This window comes from Streptomyces noursei ATCC 11455 (assembly GCF_001704275.1).
Taxonomy (GTDB): domain Bacteria; phylum Actinomycetota; class Actinomycetes; order Streptomycetales; family Streptomycetaceae; genus Streptomyces; species Streptomyces noursei.
In genome coordinates this window covers 1,544,930-1,564,253 of the sequence record NZ_CP011533.1, presented here as the reverse complement: position 1 = coordinate 1,564,253, position 19,324 = coordinate 1,544,930, and the positions used below count along the sequence as shown (strand labels likewise).

At 72.4% G+C, this 19,324-nt stretch carries 19 protein-coding genes and 1 pseudogene; 11 read left to right on the top strand and 9 right to left on the bottom strand.

Annotation, left to right across the window (positions count from 1 at the left end; translation table 11 throughout):
• Positions 1 to 27: 27 nt before the first annotated feature.
• Positions 28 to 573 carry a GNAT family N-acetyltransferase gene (locus SNOUR_RS06550; RefSeq protein ID WP_067344622.1) on the bottom strand — a complete coding sequence of 182 codons (546 nt, stop codon included), beginning with the start codon at positions 571 to 573 and terminating at the stop codon, positions 28 to 30.
• 221 nt (positions 574 to 794) lie between these two features.
• On the opposite strand from SNOUR_RS06550, the gene SNOUR_RS06545 reads away from it, so the two are divergent.
• The 3 genes from SNOUR_RS06545 to SNOUR_RS06535 all read left to right on the top strand — a co-directional run bounded on the left by SNOUR_RS06545 (position 795) and on the right by SNOUR_RS06535 (position 5,633).
• Complete coding sequence (locus SNOUR_RS06545; protein ID WP_079143359.1) at positions 795 to 1,364, top strand: nitroreductase/quinone reductase family protein; 570 nt, start codon at positions 795 to 797, stop codon at positions 1,362 to 1,364.
• Between the two features lie 61 nt (positions 1,365 to 1,425).
• Entirely contained in the window at positions 1,426 to 1,911 is a 486-nt protein-coding gene (locus SNOUR_RS06540; protein ID WP_067344620.1) for a MerR family transcriptional regulator, read from the top strand.
• 509 nt (positions 1,912 to 2,420) lie between these two features.
• Positions 2,421 to 5,633, top strand: a complete 3,213-nt coding sequence (locus SNOUR_RS06535; RefSeq protein ID WP_067344619.1) for a CHAT domain-containing protein — start codon at positions 2,421 to 2,423, stop codon at positions 5,631 to 5,633.
• Between the two features lie 108 nt (positions 5,634 to 5,741).
• On the opposite strand, the gene SNOUR_RS06530 is transcribed toward SNOUR_RS06535, so the two are convergent.
• Positions 5,742 to 7,028: a cytochrome P450 family protein gene (locus tag SNOUR_RS06530; RefSeq protein WP_067344617.1), complete on the bottom strand. Its 1,287-nt coding sequence runs from the start codon at positions 7,026 to 7,028 to the stop codon at positions 5,742 to 5,744.
• An 83-nt stretch (positions 7,029 to 7,111) separates the two neighbouring features.
• Positions 7,112 to 7,876, bottom strand: a complete 765-nt coding sequence (locus tag SNOUR_RS06525; protein ID WP_067344615.1) for a TetR/AcrR family transcriptional regulator — start codon at positions 7,874 to 7,876, stop codon at positions 7,112 to 7,114.
• 229 nt (positions 7,877 to 8,105) lie between these two features.
• Between SNOUR_RS06525 and SNOUR_RS06520 the strand changes: the two genes are divergently transcribed.
• The 3 genes from SNOUR_RS06520 (at position 8,106) to SNOUR_RS06510 (ending at position 11,024) form a co-directional block, all read left to right on the top strand.
• Positions 8,106 to 8,798: an RraA family protein gene (locus tag SNOUR_RS06520; protein WP_067344614.1), complete on the top strand. Its 693-nt coding sequence runs from the start codon at positions 8,106 to 8,108 to the stop codon at positions 8,796 to 8,798.
• A 473-nt stretch (positions 8,799 to 9,271) separates the two neighbouring features.
• Entirely contained in the window at positions 9,272 to 10,435 is a 1,164-nt protein-coding gene (locus tag SNOUR_RS06515) for a PP2C family protein-serine/threonine phosphatase (RefSeq protein WP_079142277.1), read from the top strand.
• 148 nt (positions 10,436 to 10,583) lie between these two features.
• Positions 10,584 to 11,024: an SRPBCC family protein gene (locus SNOUR_RS06510; RefSeq protein WP_039630468.1), complete on the top strand. Its 441-nt coding sequence runs from the start codon at positions 10,584 to 10,586 to the stop codon at positions 11,022 to 11,024.
• Between the two features lie 228 nt (positions 11,025 to 11,252).
• Here the strand turns inward: SNOUR_RS06510 and SNOUR_RS06505 are convergent, their stop codons facing one another.
• Positions 11,253 to 11,540, bottom strand: a complete 288-nt coding sequence (locus SNOUR_RS06505; RefSeq protein WP_067344612.1) for a hypothetical protein — start codon at positions 11,538 to 11,540, stop codon at positions 11,253 to 11,255.
• Positions 11,541 to 11,792: 252 nt separating this feature from the next.
• On the opposite strand from SNOUR_RS06505, the gene SNOUR_RS06500 reads away from it, so the two are divergent.
• Positions 11,793 to 12,926, top strand: a complete 1,134-nt coding sequence (locus SNOUR_RS06500) for a site-2 protease family protein (RefSeq protein ID WP_067344610.1) — start codon at positions 11,793 to 11,795, stop codon at positions 12,924 to 12,926.
• A gap of 211 nt (positions 12,927 to 13,137) precedes the next feature.
• A complete protein-coding gene (locus SNOUR_RS06495; RefSeq protein WP_079142275.1) occupies positions 13,138 to 13,905 on the top strand; it encodes a PP2C family protein-serine/threonine phosphatase in 768 nt (255 codons plus the stop codon).
• A gap of 110 nt (positions 13,906 to 14,015) precedes the next feature.
• Here the strand turns inward: SNOUR_RS06495 and SNOUR_RS44520 are convergent, their stop codons facing one another.
• The 3 genes from SNOUR_RS44520 to SNOUR_RS46025 form a co-directional block, all read right to left on the bottom strand.
• Positions 14,016 to 14,258 carry a P-loop NTPase family protein gene (locus SNOUR_RS44520; RefSeq protein ID WP_067344609.1) on the bottom strand — a complete coding sequence of 81 codons (243 nt, stop codon included), beginning with the start codon at positions 14,256 to 14,258 and terminating at the stop codon, positions 14,016 to 14,018.
• 243 nt (positions 14,259 to 14,501) lie between these two features.
• Entirely contained in the window at positions 14,502 to 14,723 is a 222-nt protein-coding gene (locus tag SNOUR_RS44515; RefSeq protein ID WP_376738582.1) for an ATP-binding cassette domain-containing protein, read from the bottom strand.
• Between the two features lie 195 nt (positions 14,724 to 14,918).
• On the bottom strand, positions 14,919 to 15,086 hold the full coding sequence (locus SNOUR_RS46025; RefSeq protein ID WP_159425807.1) for a hypothetical protein: 168 nt from the start codon (positions 15,084 to 15,086) through the stop codon (positions 14,919 to 14,921).
• 74 nt (positions 15,087 to 15,160) lie between these two features.
• Here SNOUR_RS46025 and SNOUR_RS49205 point away from each other — a divergent pair.
• Positions 15,161 to 15,629: pseudogene (locus SNOUR_RS49205) on the top strand (MATE family efflux transporter); the annotation flags it as partial.
• Between the two features lie 74 nt (positions 15,630 to 15,703).
• Here the strand turns inward: SNOUR_RS49205 and SNOUR_RS06485 are convergent.
• On the bottom strand, positions 15,704 to 16,591 hold the full coding sequence (locus SNOUR_RS06485) for a phenylalanine 4-monooxygenase (protein WP_067344607.1): 888 nt from the start codon (positions 16,589 to 16,591) through the stop codon (positions 15,704 to 15,706).
• A gap of 271 nt (positions 16,592 to 16,862) precedes the next feature.
• Between SNOUR_RS06485 and SNOUR_RS06480 the strand changes: the two genes are divergently transcribed.
• The gene (locus SNOUR_RS06480; RefSeq protein ID WP_067357780.1) at positions 16,863 to 17,948 is read left to right on the top strand and encodes a sugar ABC transporter substrate-binding protein; all 1,086 of its coding nucleotides are present in this window, start codon (positions 16,863 to 16,865) and stop codon (positions 17,946 to 17,948) included.
• 134 nt (positions 17,949 to 18,082) lie between these two features.
• Here SNOUR_RS06480 and SNOUR_RS06475 read toward each other — a convergent pair whose 3' ends face one another.
• Positions 18,083 to 18,565, bottom strand: coding sequence for an Lrp/AsnC family transcriptional regulator (locus SNOUR_RS06475; RefSeq protein ID WP_039630452.1), 483 nt, complete (start codon positions 18,563 to 18,565; stop codon positions 18,083 to 18,085).
• 199 nt (positions 18,566 to 18,764) lie between these two features.
• On the opposite strand from SNOUR_RS06475, the gene SNOUR_RS06470 reads away from it, so the two are divergent.
• On the top strand, positions 18,765 to 19,289 hold the full coding sequence (locus SNOUR_RS06470) for a DUF6624 domain-containing protein (protein WP_067344606.1): 525 nt from the start codon (positions 18,765 to 18,767) through the stop codon (positions 19,287 to 19,289).
• Positions 19,290 to 19,324: the final 35 nt, after the last annotated feature.

Sequence of the window (19,324 nt, the reverse complement as noted above, 5' to 3'; positions counted from 1 at the left end):
CACCGCTCGCGCCGTTGGGCCGGGAACCTAACGGAGCGTCAGCCACTCCTCGCGGGTCAGCGCGTACTCCACATCGCCCTCCTCGTCGCCCTCGACCCGGTAGGGCCACTCCTCGAAGTAGGTGCGGACGTAGGAGAGTCCGCACTTCTCCATCACTCGACGGGAACCCGCGTTCACGGACATGGTGTTCGCGGTGATCCGGTCGAGGCCCAGCTCCCCGAAACCCTTCTCGATGAGGGCGCGGGCTCCTTCGGTGGCGATCCCCTCGCCCCAGGCCGTCCTGCGCAGGCGGTACCCCAGATCGGCCGAGCCCGCCGGGCTGTCCGTCAGCGGGCGGAGGCAGTGCCAGCCGAGGAACTCCCCGGTCGTGCGCAGATGCGTGGCCCAGAAGCCGCCCGGCAGCATCCGCGCGAAGGACTCGGCGCGGATCTCGTCCCGGGTCATCGGGCGGCCGCCGGTGATGTACCGCATCACCTCCGGGTCGCTGTCGAGTTCCACCACCAGGTCGAGGTCGGCCTCGGTGTCGGCGAACGGCCGGAGGGCCAGGCGGTCGGTCGTCAGGAAGGTGTCCATGGCGGGATGTTCGGCGGGGTCGACGGGTTGCGCCAATCAATTACGGGGGGGAGGGGCGGACGGGCCCACCGGGGCGACTTGACCTTCACGCCGACGTGAAGGTCGAGGGTGGTGGCTGTGCGCACCGCGGCGAGCGCGACCGCACGCCGCTCGGACGTCCCACGCACCGCCACTGCGCTCACACCACCGAACACCTCGGCATCCTGAACAGGACCAGCAACATGGACACGACCAGCAGCACCCATACGACCAGTAGCAGGGCAGCGACCAACAGCACCGTAGTGACCGGCAGCGGGGTGGACGGGCGTCCCGTCGTCGATGCCCCCGCCGTCCGCGCTCCCGACCCTCGTGCCAGTGGGGACAACGCGGGCGGGAACGCCTTCAACCGCCGTGTCATCGCGGAGTTCCGGGCCAACGGGGGCGTCGTCGGCGGCCCGTTCGCGGGTCGGCGCTTGCTGCTCCTGACCACCACGGGGGCCAGGTCGGGCCTGCCGCGCACCACGCCCGCCTGCTATCTGGCCGAAGCCGACGGCCGGCTCGCCGTCTTCCCCTCCAACGGGGGCGCGGCCACCCCGCCCGCCTGGTACCGCAACCTCACGGCGCACCCCGAGGTCACCGTGGAGGTCGGCACCCGTGTCTACCGGGCCCTCGCCACGGAGGCCGAGGGGACGACGCGGGACCGTCTGTGGGACCGGCAGGTCGCGGCCGATCCGCAGTTCGCCGCCTTCCAGGAGCGCGCCGGACGGCCCATCCCGGTGGTCGTCCTCACCCCGCTCGGCGACCTGGCTTGACCTTCACGTCCACGGCAAGGTTTACGCTTCCTCCTGACCGCGGCCACCAGGAGGGAGCACCATGCGCATCGGGGAACTCGCCCGCCTCACCGGCGTCACCACCCGGGCGCTGCGCTACTACGAGGAGCAGGGCCTGCTCCGCCCGGAACGGTCCACCAACGGCTATCGCAGCTACGGGGAGAGCGCCGTGCGGGTCGTGGCCAACATCCGGCTTCTGCTGGCCGCCGGCCTGACGACCGACGATCTGCGGCTGCTCGACGGCTGTCTGCGCGACGAGTTGACCGGCGCGCACGCCTGCGTCGACCCCACCCCCAAGATCGAGGTCTTCGAGCAGCGGCTCGCCCTGCTCCAGGACCGCATCAACGACCTGGTCGGGGTCCGCGACCAACTCCTGGACCGGCTGTCCGACCTCCGCGCCCAGCCGAACGGGCCTGCCCGGACACCGGACCGGCCAGCCCAGCCGCGGAGCCTGTCCGCGCGGCCGGACCTGCCCGCGCGGCCGGCCTGTCAGGGTGCCCCGGACGCCGAGCCTGCCGCCGCGGCCTGAACCGAGGCGTGAGCCGGATCTCATACCTGGGGTCCAGCGCCATACCCAGGGGTGACCGCCCGGCCCCGGAAAGCGCGAGCCACGGGTCGACGCCGAACACCGGCCTCGCCGGGCACCGTTGGGGTATGAGCGCATCCAACCGAACGACCAGGCTTTACCACAGCAGCACCAGCAGCAGCGTCGTCGAGGGCCGGACCCTTCCACTCGACTGTCCGCCGCCGTCGCGGTCACGGTGCACCGCCCGAGGGGCGCGACGAGTCGGCGGCCTAGGGTGGCCGGATCGGGGCCGTCCCCGGCGTCCACAGGTGTTGTCGCCGCCATGGGCTGCCCTCCCGATGAGGCTTATGCTGTGCTGCCTGGAGAGGCCGTCGGGTCCGTACGGGGAAGGATGTCCGTGGGGCCCGCAGGGGCGAGAACCGGTCACTCATACTCGGGCCAACGGGGGCGCGATGCGAGAGCTTTCACGGGATCCGGCACGGGATCCTTCACGGGACGGTTCACGGGACGGGTTGCTCCTCGCGGTACGGCAGGCCGTGGCCGTCGTCCGCGACACCGGCGACCTCACCCCGCTGCGGGCGCTGGAGCGCCAGGGGGTGGTCACCCGGTTGGTGATCAGCATGGACGACGCCCGGTGCCCGGACCTCGCGGCACTGCACGCCGTCGGCATGGCCCGCTGGCTGCAGTACGTCGCCGGCCCCGAGGGCGCTCACCAGGCCGAATGGGAGGCGTCCTTGGAACCGCTGTCCTGCGTCCACGCCAGGGAGCGGGACGCGGTGCCGCCGGAGGCCGCCGCGGTGCTGGACGCGGTGCGGTCCGGGCGCCGTCTGAGTGGCCCCCGGGTCCCCCGGGAGGTGCGCCGACGGGTGCTCGCCGGGCTGCGACAGCGCGAGGAGCTCTCCGAGGACTTCCTCACCGCGATCCGCGGGCTGGATCCACGCGGCGGCCGACCGGAACGGGACGCGGCGGCCCTCCGGCCCTTCCTGGAGCTGGCGCCCCGCCACCATGCCGTCCGTGTAAGGGCGTTGCGCCTGCTGTCGGTCACCCTCCAGATGAGCTACCGCGCCACCGGTGACGCCCGCACCCTGGCCGAAGCGGTCCGCCTCGGCCGGGAGTTGCTGTTGCTCATCCCGGCCGGCGGGGCGTGTTGGGCCGATGCGGTCGCCCAGCATGCCCGCGTGGTCGGCGACCACTACCGGCACACCGGCGACCGTCGCGACATCGACGAGGCGGTCGACTGCGGCCGGGAAGCACTGAGGCACACTCCGCCGGACAGCGAGCGGCTGGCGCCCCGGCTCGACGACTTCGGCATGCACCTGGCGTTGCGCTACGACGTCAGCGGCGCCCCGTCGGACCTCAACGCGGCGATCGACGCCAGCCGCGGCGCGGTACGAGCCGTGCCCGGTGGGACACCGGACGCCGTGTCCCACCGGGCACGGTTGGCCGGCCTGTTGGTGAAGCGCCACCGGGTCAGCGGGGACGGTGCCGCGCTGGACGAGGCGGTGCAACTGGTCCGCGGCGAACCGCAACCGCTGCCGGCACCGGGACGGGACGGGGTGTGCGTCGCGCACGCGGAGGTGCTGCACGCCCAGTACCGGCGCACGGGGCTGGTGGACGTGCTGGACGACGCCATCGAGCTGTACCGGCAGGCGGCGGACGAGCGACGGGCCCGCCGAGGCAACCCCGCCGACCTCGCGCTCGCCCTCCGCCACTTGGGCAACGCGCTCTACGACCTGTGCGCCGACTCCCCCGAAGGGGACCTCCCCGGTCACGGCGCGCCGCGGCCCCCGGAACCGCCCGCGCTGCGCGAGGCGATCGCGGCCCACCGCGAAGCCGTCGAGGTCAGCGCGGCCGACGACCCGCAACGGCCCGGCCACCTCGACAACCTCGCCCGCAGCCTGCGCGAACGGGCCCGCCGGGAAGGGCGCCCGGACGCCCTCGACGAGGCGATCTGCCTGCTGCGCGAGGCCATCGAGACCGCCCACCCCGACCGTGTCTTCCGCTCGGGCATGCTCTCCCATCTCTCCGGGGCCCTGTTGGAACGCCAACGGCACACCGAGGGCGACGAGCCGGAACCCAAGCTCCTCCGGGAGGCGTACGTCTTCGCCGAGGCAACCGCCCGGAACGCCGCCGGCCCGCCCGGCGAGCTGATCCGCCTGCACCGTGCGCTGGCGGAGCTGGCGACCGCCACCGGCCGCCGCCAGGAGGCCGCCGCGGCCTATGCACGCGCCGTCGCCCTGCTGCCGCAAACGGTGCCCCACCCACTGCACGGCAGCGAACCGGAGTCCCAACAGGCCCGGCACGGCCAGGGCCTGGCGGCCGACGCCGCGGCCGCGGTCCTCCGGGCGGGCGGCCCCGACGCCCCCGCGCGAGCCCTGGAACTCCTCGAACAGGGCCGCGGCATCCTGCTGACCCGGGCACTCGGACTCCACGGCGAGGAGGAAGCCCTCCGGGACGCCGCACCGCAGCTGGCCGACCGGCTGGCGAAGCTGCGCACCGCCCTCACCACCGCCCCGGCAGCGGCCCACGCCGAGCCGGGCGACCTCCGCCGTCAACTGGCCGAGCAGTGGGACGCGTTGGTCGCCGAGGCCCGCCGTCTTCCGGGCCTGGCGGACTTCCTCAAGCCGCCGCGGCTGGCCGCGCTGCGCCCGGCGGCCGCCGGTGGCCCGGTGGTGACGGTCAACACCAGCCCGTTGCGCTGCGACGCGCTGATCCTCACCAGCGGAGGAGTGACCGTCGTACCGCTGCCCGCGCTCTCGCACACCGAGGCGGAGGCCCGCGCCGCAGGCTTCGCAGAGGCGCTGCGCGCGGCCGAGGCCCCCGGCACCCCGCCCGTCGACCGCCGCACGGCCCAGGCGCAGCTTCGCGAAACCCTGGAGTGGCTCTGGGGCACCATCGCGGCGCCCGTCCTCACCCACCTCTCCCTCCTCACCGCCCGCGACGGCACCGCCACCACGGCCCCCGCCGACCCGCCCCGCATCTGGCTGTCCGCCACCGGCCCCCTGGCCCTGCTCCCACTGCACGCCGCCGGCCACCACGACGATCCGGGCGGCGCACGCTCCCTGTTGGACCGGGCGGTGCCCTCCTACACCCCGACCGTCGCCGCCCTCGCCGCGGCCGTCCGGACGGCCGCCCGCCGGAGCCGGCGCCCCCGGCGCTGCGTGCCCCTGGTCGTGGCACTGCCCCGCACCCCCGGTTTCGCGCCCCTGGACGGCGCCCTCACCGAGGCCCGCGCCGCCGCCGACCGCTACGGGCCCGACACCGTCCTGTTCACCGGTGCGGATGCTCGCCGTGCCCGAGTGCTGACGGCCCTGCCCACCAGCACCCACGTCCACTTCGCCTGCCACGCGGTCGCCGATCCGACCAGCCCCTACGGCAGCCATCTGATCCTCCAGGACCAGCCGCTGACCGTCGCCGAGATCTCCCGACTCCGTCTCGCCCACGGGGAGTTCTGCTATCTCTCGGCGTGTGCCACCGCTCGGTCCGGCCGTCCCCCCGACGAGGCCGTTCAGCTCGGCGGCGCCTTCCACCTCGCCGGCTTCAGCCAGGTCGTCGCGACCCTCTGGCCCGTCGAGGAGCCCACCGCCGCCGAGGCCGCCCGCCTCTTCCACTCCAGTTCCCGCACCACCCCCGCCCACGCCCTCCACGAGACCGTACGTACCCTCCGCGCCAACGCACCCCTACTGCCGAGCCGTTGGGCGGGCCAAGTCCACATCGGGCCGTAAGTCGTGTCCGCAAGGTCCGGCCTGCCGTTCTTCGCCCGGCGGGCCGGTGGGCGCACTGCTGGGCGGAGCCTCGTCGGGAAGAGGTTCCGCCCGGCTCGGGCGGTTCGGTCAGTTCAGCCGGAGCGGCAGCGCGGCCAGCCGCCAGTTGCCCGGCAGCGGGATCCGCTGGAGGGCGTCCGGCTCCACCGCCAGCGTCAGGTCCGGGTAGTGCGCGAGCAGCTTACCGAAGGCGACTTCGCCCTCCTGGCGAGCCAGGCTGGCCCCCAGGCAGTAGTGCATGCCGTGGCCGAAGCCGACGTGGTTCTCGGCCCGGCCCGCCGGTTGGCGGGTGACGTCGAGCCGGGCCGGGTCGGCGTAGTGGCGGGGGTCGTGGTTCGCCGCGACCAGCAGGGGCAGCACGGCCTCGCCCTTCGCGATCCGTACCCCGGCCAGCTCGACGTCCTCGACGGCGTACCGCAGTCGCGTCATCTGCACCGGACCGCACCACCGCATCAGCTCGTGCACGGCGCGGGGGAGCAGCTCCGGATCGGACTTCAGCAGGTGCAGTTGATCGGGGTGGGTGAGCAGCGCGGCCGTGCCGTTGGTGATGAGGTGGGCGGTGGTCTCGTGACCGGCGATGACGAGGGTCAGGACCATCGTGACCATCTCGATGTCGCTGAGCCTGCTGCCGTCGTCGTCATGCACCCGGATCAGTTCGCTCAGCAGATCGTCGGTGAGCGCCGCGCGCCGTTCCCGGATCAGCTCGTGAATGTAGTCGATCATCGCCGGGAACGCCTCGCGCAGCGATTCCGGCTGCACGGAGATGAGTTGGGAACTCCATGTGCGCCACTGCGATCGGTCCGCCTCCGGAATTCCCACCAGTTCGCAGATGACCGTGATGGGCAGCGGATAGGCGAAGTGCTGGATGAGGTCGACGACGCCGTTCTCCGCGTGGTCGGGGAGCCGACGCAGCAAGGTATCGGCTATTTCCTCCACCCGGGGCCGCAGATCGGTGATCTTGCGGGCGGTGAACGCCCGGGAGACGAGCCGCCGGAGCCGGGTGTGGTCGGGGGCGTCCATGGTGAGGATGGAACCGGCCAAATACTCCCGGTAGTGCTCGGGCAGGCCCATCATCTCCAGCGTACGGCTGGTGGGCGATTCCCCGTTCCCGTTTCCGGCGAACTTCGGGTCGTTGGCGAAACGCTGGTCGCGCAGCGCTTCGCGGGCCTCCTCGAAGCGGGTGATGAACCACACCGGTGTGTCTTCCACGAACCGGCCGCGGACGACCGGCCCCTGTTCGCGCAGTTCGCCGTATCCGGTGAACGGGTCGGCGAGCAGGGCCGGTTCCATCACGTTCGGCTCGCCGGGGTGTTTGCCGATGTTCTGGTTGAAGGGGGATTCCGCCAATTCCGTCATTTCCGTCTCCTATGAAATGAGCCTTGGGGTGCAGGGGGCGCGACGGGAACCGGCCGGGCACCGGCCTTGTGCCGCACGGGTGTTCAGTCGCGCAATTGCCGACGCATCTCCTGGACGCTGCGCTCCACCACCTGCTCGTACAGCGGGATGATCTCGCGCGCGGCGGCGGCCATCGCCTCGTCCGCGGTCGCGCACCGGGGGGCGTCCGCATCGGCCGCGGCCGCGGCCCCGGCATCCGGTGTGCGGAATGCCTCCGGTGGAATTTCCAACGTGCTGCGGATGGTCGTGGCGAGGAGCTCGCCGCGCACCTCCGGAGCGTCCGGCGCGCGGTCGTACAGCATCGCCTCGGCCATGAAGAACCCGCCGGTCGTGGCGAGCAGCATGTATTGCTGGTGCCGCAGGTCGAGGTCGGTGCGCAGCAGTCCGTGCGCCCGCAGCACTTCGAGGTAGCGCACCAGGACCTCGTCGTTGAACGCGATGATCTCGGCGAATTCCTTCTTGGCGGCGTCGTTGAGCCGACCGAGGATGTCGACGTCGTCGGTGTACAGGGCGCGCAGCACCGGCTCCTCCAGGAAATCCTGGTAGTAGCCGCGCATCATCCGGCTCGGCAGGACTGCCCGGGCATCGGCCCGCATCCGTCCCAACTGCTGCTGCAGGCTGCGCATTTTGGCTTGCAGGACGACGGCCAGCAGAAGGGAGTCCTTGGTCTTCCAGTGCAGGTAGACGGTCCCCTTGCCGACCTTGGCGCGGCGGGCGATCTCGTCGATCGTCACGCGCCGGTAGCCCCACGCGAGCAGGAGCTCTTCGGCGGCCTGCAGGATCCGTTCGCCGCGTTCGGCCCGTTCCACGTGCCTTCCCCTTCCCCGTTCGTGACCAGATTTCGAATCTGGTCATACAGTCAAAGCTAGGTCGGGCACGGCATGCCGATAAGGCGGTTTCCGGTCACTCGCCTTTGGTGGAGCGGTAGTTGACCGTCCGCATGTGAGGGTCCCGAACGGCCCGGAACCGTGGCATCGTTCGCCGCAGACCGCGCCGACCGCTCCGAGGCGGCGACGGCACCGAACCGAGGAGAACGCCATGCTCAAGACCTTCGCCGAGCTGTCCACACCCCTGGTGGCCGACGCCTGCGTCCGGCTCGGCGTACCGCTGCGCGCCGCCCCGCCCGGCATCGGCACGGTGGTTCCCGGCCAGCGGGTCGCCGGACGCGCACTTCCCGCCCGTCATTACGGGAGCGTCGACGTCTTCCTGGAGGCGTTCACCGACGTCCGGCCCGGCGACGTGCTGGTCATCGACAACGCCGGCCGCCAGGACGAGGCGTGCGTCGGCGACCTGCTGACCCTTGAGGCGCAGGCCGCGGGAGTGGCCGGCGTGGTCATCTGGGGACTGCACCGGGACACCCCGGAGCTGGCCGAGATCGGCCTCCCGGTGTTCAGCTACGGCCGCTGTGCGCCGGGCCCGGTCCGGCTCGCCGAGCGGGAGCCCGACGCCCTGACAAGCGCTCGCTTCGGGCCCCATCTGGTCACCGCCGACGACCTCGTCCTCGGTGACGACGACGGGGTGCTGTTCGTCCCCGCGGCCCGGGCCGCGGACGTACTGGACACCGCACGCGCCATCCGGGAGACGGAGCGCGAGCAGGCCCGCAGGATCCGCGCCGGCGAGACCCTGCGCCGGCAGACCGACTTCGACGACTACCTCGCGCGCCGTGCCGCCGATCCGGAGTACACGTTCCGCCGGCACCTCCGCCGTGTCGGTGGAGCCGTGGAGGAATAGCGCCAGGTCAGGGGAGTGGGAGGAGGCGTCGGTCGACCTGCGGCATGAGGCCGGCACCCTCGTACGAGCAGGGGTTGACGTCGAGTTACCACCCGCGGGCCGATGTCGCCGGGCGGCGGATCGCGGACAGTGAGAGGTGTCCGGCACGGCGGGCGGCCGCGCCGGACACAACCGGTCAACTGTCCGTACAGGGAGGCATCATGAGCAGGACCGCAGCGACCGCGACCTCATGGTCCGCCAAGGAGCGTCATGAGGCCCTTCGCCCAAGAGAGGTGACATGCCGCCGATGGCCTAATCGTCGGGTTGGCTGTCCACGGGCGTCAGGCTGTGGGCCTTGAGCACGGTCTGACAGGAGTCCGTGGCGGGAGCCCGTGTGAACAGGTCGCGTAAGTGGGTCGTTGAGCGGTGGCGCTGAAGACGAGGGTGACGGCGTTGGCGGGTCCGGTCCCTGCGGCGCGGCGGGAGCGGTCACCATGAGGTCGTCGGGCCACGGCCATGCGGCCCAGCGGCTCTCCGGGCTGGTGGACAACAACGGCTTCGAGGCGCCGCGGGTCCCCGCCTGGATGCGCTGGCTGCCCGCGCTCTATGTCCTGGCCGTGCTGCTGGTGGAGTTCGTGACGCCCACTCAGTGGGCGGTGAGCTCCCTGCTGATCGCCGTGCCGGTGCTCGCCGCCTTCACCCACGGCCCGGTCGGCGTCGCCGGTGTCACGGTCTTCGCCGTCGGCCTGGAGGGCGTGCTCGCGGGAACCCCGTGCTGCACGGGCCACAATCCACATCAGTTATGGGGGAACCACTATGTCGCGACGTATATCTCCACCATCGTCGTAGGGATCATGGGCGTGGCGCTGGCCTGGTACCGGCAGCGTCAGCAGCGGCACCTGGTGCGCGTCAACTCGGTGGCCGAGGCCCTGATGCGGACCCTGCTGCGGCCGGTGCCGCACCGGGTGGGCAAGGTGCTGGCGGCGGGGCTCTACCGCTCGGGCGAGGTCGGCACCATGGTCGGCGGGGATCTCTACGACATCCGTGCCACGCAGGCCGGCGAGCGGGCCATCATCGGTGACGTCCGGGGGAAGGGGCTGCAGGCGGTCCGTACCGTCGCGGACATCCTCGGCAGCTTCCGCGAGGCGGTCTACGACCCCGGCGACCTGCTGGCGGTCGCCTCCCGGATGGAGCGGCGGCTGGCCCGCGAGGCGGCGGAGATCCCCGACGACGAGTTGTTCGTGACCGCGGCCCTGATCGAGTACGACGCCCGGGCCCACCGCGTGACGATCATCAATCACGGCCACATCGAACCGGTGCTGATCTCCGGAGGGGAGGTGATCCCGCTCACCGGTCCGCCCGCTCTTCCGCTGGGGCTGGGCGGGCTGGCCGCCGACCCGCCCGTCTCCTACACACACCGTTTCGCCCACGGTGACGTGCTGCTGCTCTGCACGGACGGTCTGATCGAGGCCCGCGATCAGACCGGCGCGTTCTATCCGCTGTTGGAACGGCTCGGGCAGCGGTTCGGGGGCCGGTCCGCTCCCGGCCCGGCCGATGTCATCGATTTCCTCAACGTCGACCTGCCCCGCCACACCCGCATCCTCCACGACGACGTGGCGATCCTCGCGATCGCACCGTGCGGGCAGGAACCCGCCTAGGACGTGTCCGGACACCGGTGGGTGGGCCGGGGAACGGCCGGTGGGGAAACGACCGGGTGGGCCGTGTGCACTCGGGTCGCCACCGGCCGCCGGGCGGGGGACCCTGGAAGACGTAACGGGGGCCGTTAAGGAAGCTGTGAGGTGTCCGATGAGCACTCTCGAAGAACACATCGACATCGGCGCTCCCCTCGAAACCGCCTGGGATTGCCTTCATCGTGCGGAGATCTATCCCCGGTTCCTGAAGGGCGTCCGGGATGCCCGGTCAGAGGGTGAGCGGCGGGCGCACCTGGACGTCGACGCGGGTGGCCGGGCGCAGGAGTTCGAGGTCGAGATCGTCGACCGGGAGATGGAGAACGTGATGACGTGGCAGACCACGAGCGGCCCCGATCTGGCGGGGACGTTCTCGCTGCTGCCCATCGACCGGGAGCACACCCGGCTCCAGGCCCGGTTCGAGTACGACCCGGGCACGATCAAGGAGACCTTCGGCGGGCCGCAGGGGTTCGCACAGGCGGTCGCGATCGAGCGGGGCGTGCGCAGCGACCTCCAGCAGTTCAAGGAACTGGTGGAAGCGCAGGGCAAGGCCAAGTGAGCGGCCGGTGACAGGGCCGAGCAGGCACGGGTCGAAGGGATGAGGGGAGGCGGCCGCTAGCGGGAGGTCACAGACGGAAGAGGAGAGAAGCGCAGGACGGGCGGGGAGGCGCCGCAGGCGCGGTGGGAACGCGAGGCGAAGGGGGAGCAGCGGGTGGTCAGTTGGCCGCACACATGCGGTGGGTCCACGGCCCGTAGGTGACGGGTGGGGCGGTGACGGGTGCGGGGGTCAGGCGAGGAAGCGTTCCGGCATGGGGCGTTCCACCCCGTCCAACTCCAGTGTGCAGCGGGGTGCGGTGGGGACGAGCCGCGGCTCCCGGACGCGTATGCGGAAGATCCGGACGGGGTCGTCGGGGAGTTCCCCGGTGAGGAGGTTCAGGCCGGTGCCGTGCTGCTGCTGGTATGCGACGACCTTGCCGTTGACCAGGAGTTCTATCTCGCCGTCCCGCCCGGGGCCGACGTTCACGGTGATCGAGTGGCCACCCTGGTCGAGGTGGAAGTGATGGCTGCGTCCCATGGCCCTCGCCTCCGTCCACAGGGCGGTACGCGTTCGGTGAAGGCGTTCGCACCTACCGGCGTTCGCACTTCCCGACTTCCAGGTTAGTTCGACGGCAGGGCCGGGACCGGCGGGGACGTCGTCCGGCAGGGAATCCGATGGGGAGGAGTGCCGAGTGACAATGGGGGTGAGTCCGGTGTCGGGCGGTCCGCGGAGCGCGGGGCGTGCGGCCCCGCCAGGAAGGAGCACCGCCCGGGCCGGCGGGAGACGCTGATGAACGGCTCGGTCAGGATCGGACACGTCGTCGGGGTGCCGCTGCGCATGCACTGGAGCGTGCCGCTGCTGGTGGTGCTGTTCGCGTACGGCCTGGGGCGGCAGACGCTGCCGGCGATCACTCCGGGGCGGTCCGCCGTCGTCTACGCCCTGGCCGGGGTGGTCGGAGCGGCGTTGCTCACCGGGAGCCTGCTGCTCCACGAGACGGCGCACGCCGCGATCGCGCGGCGGAAACAGATATCCGTCGAGGACGTCACCTTGTGGGCGCTGGGCGGGATCACGCGGATGGGCCGGCCGCAGACCGCGGCCGCGGCCTTCGCGGTGGCCGTCAGCGGTCCCCTCACCAGTCTGCTCATCGGCGGTGTCGCGCTGGGGGCCGGCTTCGGGCTGAGCCAGCTGTCGCTGTGGGAGGTGCCCGCGGTCGTCCTGGTGTGGCTGGGCTGGGCCAATGTGATCCTGGGCGTGTTCAATCTGCTGCCGGCGGTACCCCTGGACGGAGGCCGGGTGGTGCAGGCGCTCCTGTGGTGGCGCACCGGGGACCGGGACCGCGCGGATCTGGTGGCGTCCCGGGGCGGGCAGGTGATGGGCGCGCTGCTGGTGGCGGTCGGCTGGGTCTCCGTTCTGCGCGGGATGCCGAGCGGGCTGTGGCTGGCGTTCATCGGGCTGTTCGTGATGGTCGTCGCCGGGTCGGAGCGGCGACGGGCGACCCTGCAGTCCGCGCTGCACGGGATACGGGTGGTCGATGCCATGTCCAGCCCCGTGGAGACCGGGGCGGACTGGTTGACCGTCCAGCGCTTCATCGAGGAGGTGGCGGTGCACACCGGGCACTCCGCCGTCCCGCTGCTGGATTTCGAGGGCCGGCCGAGCGGGATGGCGCAGCTGCGCAGGCTCGCCGCGATACCGGTCGCCCAGCGCGCGGAACTCCGGGTGCGGGACGTGGCGACGCCGCTGTCCCACTGCGCGGTGGCCGCGCCGGACGAGCTGCTGACCGAGGCACTGGAGAAGCTGTCGCTGCGGGCCGGGCTGCCGATCCTGGTCGTGGACGCGGGGCATCTGGTGGGGATCGTCACCGCCAAGGACGTCTCACGGCTGATGCAGCGGCACACGCTCAGCGGCCGGGCGGGGGCCGGATGAGCCCGCGGGCCAGGGGCCGGGCCGTGTCCGCGCGGTGCGGCTCCGCACAGTGCGGTCTGCCGTCCGGCGCCCGGCAGGCCGAGAGCACGCGCCGGAGAACGCCCGGCCCGCCCGCCGGGCACAGGACAGGACCGTGCGGACCCGACCCAGGAGCGAGGCGGGAGGTGTCGCGGCGGATCCGGCGGGGGAACGACCGCGAGGAGCGACGGCCATGGAGACGGCGGTGCGGTACATCACGGTGGCGGCGCTCAGCCACACCGGCCTGATCCGGGACCACAACGAGGACAGTCTGGTCGCCGGGCCGTGGACGCTGTGCGGCACGGTGACCGAGAACCCTCAGCTGCTGGTGTTCCCGATGGGCAGCCCCCTGGTGGTGGCGGTCGCCGACGGCATCGGCGGGCAGCCGGGCGGCGAGGTGGCCAGCGCGCTGACCGTGGCGCACCTGGCGGCCCTCGGCCCCTCGCTGGACAGCGAGGAGGCGGTGCGGGAGGCCCTGACGCGCTGCAACCGCGCGGTGTACGCCGCGGCCGAGCGTGATCGGGCGCTGACCGCGATGGGCACCACGGTGGCCGGCACCGTCGTCCTGCCCGATGCGCTGCTGGTCTTCAACGTCGGCGACAGCCGGGTCCTGGAGGCCGACGGAGACGGGCTGCGGCAGGTCAGCGTGGACGACAGTCCGCCGTTGCGGCCGGGGCAGCGCACCACGTCGCTGGTGACCCAGGCGATCGGCGGCGCGGCGCGGTTCAACGCGATCACCCCGCACGTGCGGACCGTGCCGCTCGCCGAGGACCGTCGGTATGTGGTGTGCACGGACGGACTGACCGACCCGGTCCTGGAGGAGGAGATCGCCGCGGTGCTGCGGGCGCACGACGGCGGTCGGGCCGTCTTCGAGCTGTGGAAGGCGGCCATCGAGGCGGGCGCACCGGACAACATCACGCTGGCGTTGATCGGCGTCGAGGGCGAGCCGGCTCCTGACTGAGGTAGCGGGGTGAGCTGCTCCCCGACCGAGCGGGGGGAGCCACCGCCCCGACAGGTGCCGTGCCGTGCCGGGGCGGGGCGGCCTTGCCCCCGGCGGGGGCGAGGCGGTCGTCAAGGGCCGGGTGCGCGGACCACCGCCGGATGTCCGGCGATGCTCTCCGCCGGGCCGGTCGAGAGCACCCGCCCGGACTCCAGGGTGTGCACGGTGTCGGTGTACGCCGCGACGAGCGGGGCGTCGTGGCTGACGACGACGAGCGTCAGGCCGCGGTCCGCCCTGATCGTGGTCAGCAGGTCCATCACCGCCACGGCGGTGTCCGGGGCGAGCGCCGAGGTGATCTCGTCGCAGAGCAGCACATCCGGTCCCCCCGCACCCCCCCGTGGAACTGCCGGGCGCGGCGGTGAAGTCGACGTCGGCGAGGGCGGGGTGCGCGGTGCCCCACCGCCGGTGGGGGACGCGGAGGCGGCGCCCGCCGAGGCCGGTGGCGGCGGGCAGCCGCACCGGGGCGGTGGCAGCGCGTGGCCGGTCGCGGGCCGGATGCGCCGCGGCGCGCTCCCGTGTCCTCTCCACGGCGGGGGCCGCTGCCGGGGGCGGGCCCGTCAGATCGCCACGTCGTCGGCGTACCGCTCGACGAGTGCGGGGTCGTGGCAGGCGAGGACGATCGCCAGGTGCCGGTTGCCCGCCAGGTCGCGCAGCAACGCGCCGATCTCGTCGCGGAGGGCGGGGTCGAGGCCCGCGGTCGGTTCGTCCAGGAGCAGCACCTCGGGCTCGCGGGCGAGCGCCCGGGCGAGGGCGACCCGGCGCCGCTGGCCGCCCGACAGGGCACCGGGGCGGCGGTCGGGCAGCCCGACGTTCCCGCAGTTTGGGCAGGATCTCCCGCAGCGTCAGGTGGAACAGCCGCTCGCCGTCCGCCGCGGCCGCCTCGAAGAAGCCGGAGGCGGAAGCGGCCAGCGGCGCGGCGGCGCCGGCGACGAACCGCACCGCGTACGGCGTGCCCAGGGTGATCGCCGCGACCGTCACCGCGGGCCGTCCCCCCGGCCAGCCAGCGACAGCAGCATGATGCCCAGCACCGGCGGCAGCAGGATCGCGACGTCGGCGACCGCCTCGATCACCCGCCCCAGCGCGGGACCGAGCGCGGCCAGGCACCCCAGCAGGGTGGTCAACGCGGTGACGACCACCGCCACGGCCAGTGAGTGCGCGGCCGATCAGCGCTGCCGCCGTGCAGCAGCCGGCTCAGGACGTCCCGGCCCAACTGGTCGCCACCGTGCGCACCCTCGTCGGCCTCGGCGTGCCGATCGCCGCCATCTGCGGCTCCGAGGCCGGCTTCTTCTCCGCCACCGGGCTGACGGCCGGCAGCTTCGGCAGCGCCGCGCTCGCCGCCCACACCGCCGTCGACCAACTCGTCTACATCGTCTTCCAGGTCGCCGTCGGCCTCTCTCCCACGCCGCGACCGGGAGGCCCTCGCGATCGCCGGCCAACTCCTGTGCGTCGTCGCCGTGCTGCAGTTCTTCGACTGCGCCCAGAACATCGGCGTCGGCCTGCTGCGCGGCCTGGACGACACCAGGAGCGGCTTCCGGATCACCCTCGTCGGCTACTGGCTGGTCGGCCTGCCCGCCGCCTGGGCGCTCGGCTACGCGGCCGGGCCGCACACCCTGGGCATCTGGCTCGGGCTGCTCGCCGGACTCGCCCCCACGGCGCTGCTGCTGCGCCGGTACGGCACCGCCCTGCGGGCGCGGGGCACTTGCGGCCCCCGCGGAGGCCGCCCGAGCCGAGGAGGGCGCCCGTGTCGCACGGCCGCCCGCTACTGCCGGTCGCGGGGGAGCGACGGCAACCCCAGCCGGTTCCCGGTGTCGTCGTCGAATTCCGCGCAGAACCCGCCGATCGCGTCCTCAAGATGGGAGAAAGACCGCGCCGCGAACAAAACAGACTGATAGCCGGAAATACGGTACTGGGTGCTCGCCGCGGCGCAGAGATCCAGTTCGCGCACTTCCCGGACCTCGTGCGCGGCGATCTCCCCGTACGAGGACAGCAGCGCCGCGCCGAAGGCTTTCGGCCCGCCGGATTCGGTGATCAGCCCGTATTCGAGGGTGTACCAATACACGCGGCTCAGAATGTCCAGCGCCTCCGCGGTCCGGACCCGGTTCGCGGCCCGGCCGATGACCCGGTACAGCTCGGCGATCCCCGGCGACGACAGGTGGATCCCGTGCCCGAACACGTCGTGCAGGACGTCCGGTTCGGGGGTGTACAGCGGCACGGCCGGATGGCGTACGAACTGCACCGCATGGAAGTAGCCGTGCTCCATCGCCCCCAGGAACCGCTCGTTGGGTACCACGCCGCCGGCCAGGGTGAGCGAGAAACCGGTGCGGGTCCGCAGGCCGGGCGTGATCTCCGCGTGCTGCGGGATCCGCTCGGCAGGTATGTCCGCGGCCTCGCCGGCCGCCAGCACCTCCCGGCAGGCGTGCGTCCGGTGCGCCGGGGCCAGCGCGTCGTGCACCGTCCGCCAGGTCCGGTGCTCGTCCTCGGTGTACGCGACGCCCGCGTACGGTGCTCCCACCCGGTGGTTCTCGGCGCGGGCCGCCAGGGCGTCGCGCCGTCGCCGGTAGTCCTGGTCGTGGCGCCCGGGGTGCTCGTTCGCGCGACCCAGCCGCCCCTCGACGGAGACGGGGGTCTGCTTCCGTACGGTGCTCATGGCCCTGAACCTGCCCCGCTGCGGGGCGAAGATCACCTGGCGTGGCGGTCGACGTACCCAGTGCGGCGGACCGCTCCGGAGGCCCCGCCGGCCGCTACCGCGCCGCCTTCGGTCTCTCAACACAGGAGCCACCCCGATGTCGTTATTGGTTCGTTTCTTGACGATCCGGGCTCCAGTGACGTTCACTCAGCCATTCATGGGCCGAGTCAGGGCGGCCCCTGTGGAGGTACTTTTCATGAGGCCGATGAAGGCTATGGACGCGGTGAATGTGATGAATGCAACAATACGTCGCCGTGTCGTCGTCAGTGCGTTGACCCTTTCCCTCGCCGCCCCCCTGGCGGCCTGCGGAAGTGATCATCAGGAAGCACCCGAAGGGAAGGACCACATCGGCCTCCTCCTTCCGGAGAACAAATCCACGCGCTACGAGAATTTTGATCGCCGCATCATTTCCCGGCGAATCGCGTCGCTCTGCCTCGAATGCAAAGTGGACTACGGAAACGCCGAGTCCAGCGCGGAGACCCAGCGCACCCAGTTCGAGTCCCTGGTGAAGAAGGGCGTCAAGGTCATCGTCCTCGACCCGGTCGACGCCCGGGCCGCCAAGGACTGGGTGGACTCCGCCGCACGTCAGGGCGTCCAGGTCGTCGCCTACGACCGGCTCGCCGAGGGCGACGTCAAGGCGTATGTCTCCTACGACAACGACAAGATCGGCCGCCTCCAGGGCGAGGGAATTCTCACCGCGCTCGGCTCCCGGGCGGCCACCTCCGACGTCGTCATGTTCAACGGCTCCCCGGACGACCCGAATGCCCCGTCCTTCAAGAAGGGCGCGCACGCGGTCCTCGACGGCAAGGTCCGCAAGGTCGTCTACGAGAAAGACGTTCCCGAATGGTCCGAGGCGACCGCCAAGAAGGACATGACGGACGTCATCAACTCGCGCGGCCCGCATGGCTTCGACGCGGTCTACTCGGCAAATGACGGCATGGCCGGCGGTATCGCCGCGGCGCTGAAGGCCGGCGGCGTGAAAAACGTCCCGGTCGGTGGCCAGGACGCCGAACTCCCCGCATTGCAAAGGCTGTTGGACGGAACCCAGGCGTTCACTGTTTACAAGGAGGTGCGCCCGGAGGCGGAGACAGCCGCGGAGATCGCCTTCCGCCTGCTGCGCGGGCAGAGCATCGCCTCCCTCACCTCGACCACCGCCGCCAGCACGAGCAAGTCCGGCATCCCCGCCAAGCTCTTCAACGCCACGCTGGTCACCAAGGCGAACCTCAAGGACACCGTCGTCCAGGACGGCGCGGTCCGCCCCGACCTGCTCTGCGTCCCGGCCGTCGCGGCGGAGTGCTCCTCCCTCGGCATCCAGTGAGACACCCCGGGGCCGGCGCGCGCGGACGCGGCCGGCCCCGGGCACACCATGCTTCCCCCGCGTCGTCCGGCCGCCCGCGCCACGCAGGTGCGGCCCGCGCGCCGAACTCCCGCCGGCCGCCCGTCCGCCGCCCCTCAGTCCGGCTGCGCCGCCGCCCCGCCCACGGCCTCGACCAGCGGCAGCATCCGATGCGGCACACGCTCGCGCAGCACCACCTCCGTGCGGGTGCGGACCACCCCCGGCAGGCTGATCAGCCGCTGGATCACGTCCTCCAGATGTGCCGCGTCCCGGGCCACCACGCGCGTCAGCAGATCCCCGCCGCCGGTGGTCGAGAACGCCTCGATGATCTGCGGCACCTCGCCCAGCGCGGCGGCGACCTCCTCCAGGTGCCCCTGTGTCACCTCGATGTGCACGAAGGCCAGCATCGGATGGTCCAGCGCGGCGGGCGAGAGTCGCGGCCCGTAGGCGGTGATCACCCCGTCCCGCTCCAGGCGGTCCAGTCGCGCCTGCACCGTCCCGCGGGCGACCCCCAGCACCCGGGCGTACTCCCGCACGCTCGTCCGCGGCTGCTCCAGCAGCAACCTGAGGATCTTCGCGTCCAGCGCGTCCACGGCCATCGGCCCACGGCCTCCTCACGGTCGGCGGATCGGTCGGCAGGGTGCCGAGAGGGGGCGGAGCGTTTCCGGGGATAGATCCATTATCCAGGCGCGGAGCCCCTCCCGTCACCGTATCCGAGGATGATCTTTTGCGCCGATTCGCCCCCTAGCGTGGAGGCCCCCGACCCGACGCAGGGTCACCCTCGACGTCTGGAACACGATGACGCACGACGCACCCCGCCACCGCACCGACGACCTCGCCGCGGTGGCGGCCGAACTGGTCGCCATGGCCGCCGAGGACAACCGGGCCGCACCCCGCGCCAACAGCGGCGACTTCGCCGACCAGTTGGCCTGGCGCCGGCTGACCGCGCGGCACGCCGACCGGCTCACCGAGATCATCGACGCCCATGGCTGGCCCACCGCGGACCGCTTCGGGGCGGACGCCGCCCGCGGCGCCTGGCTGATCGCCCAGCACGCCGACCGCCAACTGGACGTGCAGCGGCGCGCCCTGCACCTGATGGAACGCGCCGTCGCCGACGGCCTGGCCAGCCCCCGCGACCTGGCGTTCCTCACGGACCGCACGCTGGTCAACGACGGGCGGGAGCAGATCTACGGCACCCAGATCGCCGGGGTCCGGGACGGCGCGCCCGTGCCGTGGCCGTGCCGGGATCCGGAGCGGATGGACCAGCGGCGGGTCGAGGTGGGCATCCCGCCGTTCGACGAGTACGTCGCCCAGTTCGCCTGAGCGCCCCCGGCCGGACGTCCGGCGGCTCTCCCCCC